Below are 6,424 nucleotides of genomic sequence, written 5' to 3'. Positions count from 1 at the left end.
CAAGCCCGCTCCCACAGTCGACGGTGTTCTTCCAGGGAAACGCGGTCAATTGTGGGAGCGGGCTTGCTCGCGAAGGCGGCAGACCCGGCACTGCAAAACGACGGGCTAAAGGTATTTGTCTGTCACGGCCCCCTCCGAAGCACTGGACACGGTCTTCGCGTACTTGGCCAACACCCCGCGCTTGTATTTCGATTCCGGGCGCACCCAGCGCGACTTGCGCTCAGCCAGCACCGCATCGGAGACATCCACCGTAATCTGCCGGGTTTCAGCATCGATGATGATCCTGTCGCCATTCTCGACCAGCGCAATCGGCCCGCCTTCGAAGGCTTCCGGTGTGATATGGCCGACCACGAAACCGTGGGAGCCGCCGGAAAAACGCCCGTCGGTGATCAGCGCCACCTCCTTGCCCAGGCCCTTGCCCATGACCGCTGAAGTCGGCGAGAGCATTTCGCGCATGCCCGGTCCGCCCTTGGGCCCTTCGTAGCGGATCACGATCACTTCGCCGGGCTGGACTTCGCCATTGAGAATGCCGGCCAGCGCACCTTCCTCGCCGTGATAGACCCTGGCCGTGCCTTCAAAGCGCAGGCCTTCCTTGCCGGTGATCTTGGCCACGGCGCCGGTGGGCGAGAGGTTGCCGCGCAGGATGACGAGGTGGGAGTCCTTCTTGATCGGCTGATCGAAAGGCCGGATCACGTCCTGGCCAGCCGGGTAGTCGGGCACGTTTGCCAGGTTTTCCGCCAGGGTCTGGCCGGTGACGGTCAGCACATCGCCGTGCAGCATGCCGGCATCCAGCATGCGCTTCATCAGCGGTTGAATACCGCCGATAGCCACCAGTTCGCTCATCATGTAGCGGCCACTGGGGCGCAGGTCGGCGACCACCGGGGACATCTTGCCCAGCTCGACGAAGTCATCCAGGGTCAGCTCGACATCCACCGCATTGGCCATGGCCAGCAGATGCAGCACGGCGTTGGTCGAGCCGGCGAGGGCGATCACCACGCGAATGGCGTTCTCGAAGGCTTTGCGGGTCATGATGTCGCGAGGTTTGAGGTCAAGCTTGAGCAGTTCCATGACCTGCTGTCCGGCACGGAAACTGTCCGACGCCTTGTCGCTGCCAATGGCGTCCTGGGAGCTGGAACCGGGCAGGCTCATGCCCAATGCTTCAATGGCCGAGGCCATGGTGTTGGCGGTGTACATGCCGCCGCAGGAACCGGGGCCGGGAATGGCCACCTCTTCAATTTGCTTGACCTGAATCTCGCTGATATCGCCCCGCGCGTGTTGGCCCACGGCCTCGAACACGGAAATGATGTCGGTATGCCCGGCGCCCGGCTGGATGGTGCCGCCATAGACAAAGATCGACGGGCGATTCAGCCGCGCCATGCCTATCAGGCAGCCCGGCATGTTCTTGTCGCAGCCGCCGATGGTCACCAGGCCATCAAATCCCTCGCAACCGGTGACCACTTCAATGGAGTCGGCGATCACCTCGCGGGACACCAGCGAATACTTCATGCCTTCGGTGCCGTTGGCGATGCCGTCGGAAATGGTGATGGTGTTGAAGATCACGCCCTTGGCGCCCGCGGCATTCGCGCCTTTTTCGGCTTCAAGCGCCAGCTTGTCGATGTGCATGTTGCAGGGCGTGACCATGGCCCAGGTCGAGGCGATGCCGATCTGCGGCTTCTGGAAATCGGCATCGGTGAAGCCCACGGCCCGTAGCATGGCGCGTGCCGGTGCGGCCTCTACGCCATCGATCACTTGAGAGGAGTACTTGCGCAGATCGTCTTTGTCGCTCATGACTGCTCCTATCGCTCACACACTCATGGTGAAAAACAGGATGAGTATAGAAGGCCGGGCGCACAGGCCCGGACTAACCGGTCGGGAACAGACGCGCGGGTAAGCCTTGTCGTGATATTCTGCGCGCCAACTTGGTTTGACCTATTCAGTTTGCATGTCCGCAAGACGTGCCGACGGAATCACTGTCGCTCAAGTAGCTGAAGCCAATAAAGATAAAAAGTCAGTTCAGAAGGGACATTAAACTGGGGTCGATGCGGTTCGTCGGCCTTGTGTGCCCACCCTGTAATCCTTGAGTGCCGCACCCGTGACTGCCGAGAAACATGGGGCTGTGCGCATGAGGATGGAAGGGCGGATGGCGTTTTATCATAGGTGCTACAGATGTTTAAGAAAGTGAACACGGCCCTGCTGGGGCTGGCTTTGGCGATGGGGATGACTTCCGTCAACGCGCAAGAGGCAAAGAAAGTCGATGTGCTGCTGATTGGCGGCGGCATCATGAGCGCGACCCTGGGTGTGTGGCTCAATGAGCTGGAACCTGGCATGTCGATGGAAATGGTCGAGCGCCTCGATGGCGTCGCCCAGGAAAGCTCCAACGGCTGGAACAACGCCGGTACCGGTCACTCCGCCCTGGCCGAACTGAACTACACCCCGGAAGACGAGAACGGCAAGGTTTCGATCCCGAAAGCCATCGAAATCAACGAAGCCTTCCAGATCTCCCGTCAGTTCTGGGCCTGGCAGGTTCAGCAAGGCGTGCTGAAGAACCCGCGTTCGTTCATCAACTCCACTCCGCACATGAGCTTCGTGTGGGGCGATGACAACATCAAATTCCTGAAAAAACGCTACGAAGCCCTGCAAGCGAGCCCGCTGTTCGCCGGCATGCAGTACTCCGAAGACCCGGCTGTGATCAAGCAGTGGGTGCCGCTGATGATGGAAGGGCGTGACCCGAACCAGAAGATCGCGGCCACCTGGAGCCCGCTCGGTACCGACATGAACTTTGGCGAAATCACCCGTCAGTTCGTTGCGCACCTGCAAACCACGCCGAAATTCGACTTGAAGCTGTCCAGCGAAGTGCAGGACATCACCCGGAACGAAGACGGCAGCTGGCGCGTCAGCTACAAAAACCTGAAAGACGGCAGCAAAACCGAAACCGACGCCAAGTTCGTGTTCATCGGCGCCGGCGGCGGTGCCCTGCACCTGCTGCAGAAGTCCGGCATTCCTGAAGCCAAGGAATACGCAGGCTTCCCGGTGGGCGGCTCGTTCCTGGTGACCGAGAACCCGACCATCGCCGAGCAACACCTGGCCAAGGCCTACGGCAAGGCTTCGGTGGGCGCACCGCCGATGTCGGTTCCGCACCTGGATACCCGCGTGCTGGACGGCAAGCGCGTGATCCTGTTTGGCCCATTCGCGACCTTCAGCACCAAGTTCCTGAAAGAAGGTTCGTACCTGGACCTGCTGACCACCACGACCACGCACAACGTGTGGCCAATGACCAAGGTCGGCATCAAGGAATACCCGCTGGTCGAGTACCTTGCAGGCCAGCTGATGCTGTCTGACGAAGACCGCATGAACGCCCTGAAAGAATACTTCCCGAACGCCAAGGCCGAAGACTGGCGCCTGTGGCAAGCCGGCCAGCGCGTGCAGATCATCAAGCGTGATGAAGCCGCCGGTGGCGTGCTGAAACTGGGCACCGAGATCGTCGCTTCGCAAGACGGCAGCATCGCCGGCCTGCTGGGCGCCTCCCCAGGCGCTTCGACCGCCGCACCGATCATGCTGACCGTGCTGCAGAAAGTCTTCAAGGACAAGGTCGCGACCCCTGAGTGGCAGGCAAAACTGCACCAGATCGTGCCGAGCTACGGCACCCAGCTGAACAACAGCCCTGAGAAGGTTGCTGAAGAGTGGGCCTACACCGCCAAGGTGCTGGAACTGACTCCGCCACCAGTGATCGCGCCGGCTGTGAAGCCAGTGACTGTCGACACGGATGCGAAAGCGCCGAAGGCTAATGCTGCGAGTGATATGGCTCTGTAACCAGAGACCCAATCAAAAGAAGCCCACTGAACCGGCGACGGTCAGTGGGCTTTTTTGTGGGCGATGACCAGGACATGCCGAAAAGCTGTTCACTTAAGGGTGTCTTCAGTCGGAGAGAAACCCGTGGCGAGGGAGCTTGCTCCCGCTTGAGTGCGTAGCACTCACAAAAAAGCGGCATTGTTGTCACATTTTTTGGGGCCGCTACGCAGCCCAGCGGGAGCAAGCTCCCTCGCCACAAAAGCAGGTGTGCCTGAAGCATCGCGCTTAAGTGAACAGCACTCTCTCTATACCGCACATATCGGCAATCCCTGTCATCAATTGCCAAGTCACTGACGCTCAATGTGAAGCAGATAGTTTGGCCCTGACGATACTGGTTTTTTTTCCGACGTCGGTAAGGCGAAACCGTAAGTCTGATACCTCTCCGCCCGGGCGGGAATTTGTAGGAGCGAGCTTGCTCGCGATGGACTCAAGTGCGCTACGTTTAGTCAGTTAGCACGCGTTTTCGTTAACGACCATTGCGAGCGAGCTCGCTCCTACAGCAGTTGCATCTCGATAAAACAAACATAGAGAGCGCAGAAATGAAGTTCAGTTTTGTAGGCAACAGCCAGCCGACCCGCCGGCGGGTTTTACGCGATGCTTTCACTTTGGCTTTGGCGGCTTCGCCGTTGGCAAGTCTCGCCAGGGCAGCCGACGAAAACACTGAAGACGTGACCTTTGCTGCTGGCCCACGACCGCTGGTGCAATACCCGCAAAAACGCCCGTTGACCCTGGTAACCACGCGCCCGCCGCACCTGGAGACGCCGTTCCCGGTCTTCAACGAAGGGCCGATTACACCCAATGACGCCTTTTTCGTGCGTTACCACCTGGCCAATTTCCCGACCAGCATCGATCCGGACAGCTATCGATTGACGATCAAAGGCTCGGTCGACACACCGCTGTCACTTTCCCTTGCCGAGCTCAAGGCCCTCGCCGAACCGGTAGAGGTGGTGGCCGTCAATCAGTGTTCGGGCAACAGCCGTGGCTTTTCGATGCCGCGGGTGTTCGGGGCTCAGTTGGGCAATGGCTCGATGGGTAATGCGCGTTGGCTGGGGGTGCCGCTCAAGGCGGTACTGGAAAAGGCAGGGGTGAAAGCCGGTGCCGCGCAAGTGACCTTCCGTGGGCTCGATAAACCCGTGTTGCCGAGCACGCCGGAGTTCATCAAGGCGCTGGACATCAGCCATGCCATGGACGGCGAGCCGATGATCGCCTGGTCGATGAATGGCACCGACCTGCCATTTCTCAACGGTTATCCGATACGCCTGGTGGTGCCGGGCTATTTCGGCACGTACTGGGTCAAGCACCTGAGTGAGATCGAAGTCATCGACCATACCTACGACGGTTTCTTCATGGCCAAGGGTTACCGGGTTCCGGATAACGATTGTTTCTGCATTGCTCCCGGCACCACAGCGGCGAAAACCCAACCGATTTCCAGATTGCCGGTACGCAGTTTCATCACCAGCGTCAAACACGGCGATGTATTGCCGCTGAACAAGAACGTGGTGCTCAAGGGGATTGCGTTCGACGGTGGCGTTGGGGTCAACAAAGTGGAGCTATCGATCGACGGCGGAAAAAACTGGCGCGAAGCAAGGCTTGGGCAGGACCTTGGCCGCTTCTCCTTCCGTGAGTGGACACTGCCGATCAGCTTTACCCGCAAGGGCGCCACGCAGTTGATGGTGCGAGCCAGCAACAGTGCGGGCGAGACGCAGCCGCTGCAAGCCGACTGGAACCCCGCTGGCTACCGTCGCCACGTCGTGGAAACCAGCCACGTGACCGTCGCCTGAGGAGGACCGCATGAAACTCATGAAATGCATGACCACCTTGCTGTGCGCTGCTCAGATTTGTCTGGTCAGCATGGCTGGCGCGGCACCACTGTCGATCACATTGCCGCCGGAAACGGCTGCGTTCAAACCCAGTGCGTTGCCTGGCTACCCTTTGGCCCAGCAGAAGTGTTCCATCTGCCATTCGGCCGACTACATCAACTTCCAGCCGCCGGGCATGAGCCTGGCGCAGTGGACCGCCGAAGCGAGCAAGATGCAGCACGTGTATGGCGCTCCGATCAGCGACCAGGATGTGAGTGTGATCGGCGCTTACCTGGCAGTGACCTACGGCAGTGCCCAGGCGAGTGATGCCGATGTTCAGGCCGCCTCGAACCCGCCGGTGGATCAACCACCAACGGTGTCGGTAGCGAAAGTCGCCTCGGCCTTGCTCCAGGACAACTCGTGCCTGTCCTGCCACGCGATCGATCATAAGGTCGTAGGCCCGGCCTATCACGATGTGGCGGCCAAGTATGCCAATGACCCGCAGGCACTGGCCCGGGTAATGTCCAGCATTGAGCATGGCGGTAGCGGAAAGTGGGGAGATGTCCCCATGCCGCCTTTCGCGCAGTTAAGTTCGGACGATCTGAAAAGCCTGGCGACTTTCATCATGAGTCAGTGAGCGGGCTGTGAGTCTGATGTTTGAACACCGCGAACCTTGTGGGAGCGGGCTTGCTCGCGATGGCGGCCTGTCAGGCACCTTTTGTGTGACTGTGCAACCGCCATCGCGAGCAAGCTCGCTCCCACAATATCCGGGGTTT

At 59.9% G+C, this 6,424-nt stretch carries 4 protein-coding genes; 3 read left to right on the top strand and 1 reads right to left on the bottom strand.

Features of this window, described 5'->3' with window-relative positions; genetic code table 11:
• Positions 1-105: 105 nt before the first annotated feature.
• A complete protein-coding gene (gene ilvD / locus PMI28_RS09430; protein WP_007989118.1) occupies positions 106-1,788 on the bottom strand; it encodes a dihydroxy-acid dehydratase in 1,683 nt (560 codons plus the stop codon).
• A 378-nt stretch (positions 1,789-2,166) separates the two neighbouring features.
• Here ilvD and mqo point away from each other — a divergent pair, with 378 nt between their 5' ends.
• The 3 genes from mqo (at position 2,167) to sorB (ending at position 6,285) form a co-directional block, all read left to right on the top strand.
• Entirely contained in the window at positions 2,167-3,810 is a 1,644-nt protein-coding gene (gene mqo / locus PMI28_RS09435; RefSeq protein WP_007989116.1) for a malate dehydrogenase (quinone), read from the top strand.
• 578 nt (positions 3,811-4,388) lie between these two features.
• Entirely contained in the window at positions 4,389-5,630 is a 1,242-nt protein-coding gene (gene sorA, locus PMI28_RS09440) for a SorA family sulfite dehydrogenase catalytic subunit (RefSeq protein WP_007989114.1), read from the top strand.
• Positions 5,631-5,640: 10 nt separating this feature from the next.
• The gene (gene sorB, locus PMI28_RS09445; RefSeq protein ID WP_007989111.1) at positions 5,641-6,285 is read left to right on the top strand and encodes a SorB family sulfite dehydrogenase c-type cytochrome subunit; all 645 of its coding nucleotides are present in this window, start codon (positions 5,641-5,643) and stop codon (positions 6,283-6,285) included.
• Positions 6,286-6,424: the final 139 nt, after the last annotated feature.

The organism is Pseudomonas sp. GM48 (assembly GCF_000282335.1).
Classification (GTDB): domain Bacteria; phylum Pseudomonadota; class Gammaproteobacteria; order Pseudomonadales; family Pseudomonadaceae; genus Aquipseudomonas.
Note: the sequence above shows the minus strand (reverse complement) of the source record. Positions and strands in the feature narration are given on the sequence as shown.

Excerpts from the sequence above, each read along its gene's own strand:
- sorB (WP_007989111.1), top strand. The coding sequence starts at position 5,641 with ATGAAACTCATGAAATGCATGACCACCTTGCTGTGCGCTGCTCAGATT.
- sorA (WP_007989114.1), top strand. The coding sequence starts at position 4,389 with ATGAAGTTCAGTTTTGTAGGCAACAGCCAGCCGACCCGCCGGCGGGTT.
- mqo (WP_007989116.1), top strand. The coding sequence starts at position 2,167 with ATGTTTAAGAAAGTGAACACGGCCCTGCTGGGGCTGGCTTTGGCGATG.
- ilvD (WP_007989118.1), bottom strand. The coding sequence starts at position 1,788 with ATGAGCGACAAAGACGATCTGCGCAAGTACTCCTCTCAAGTGATCGAT.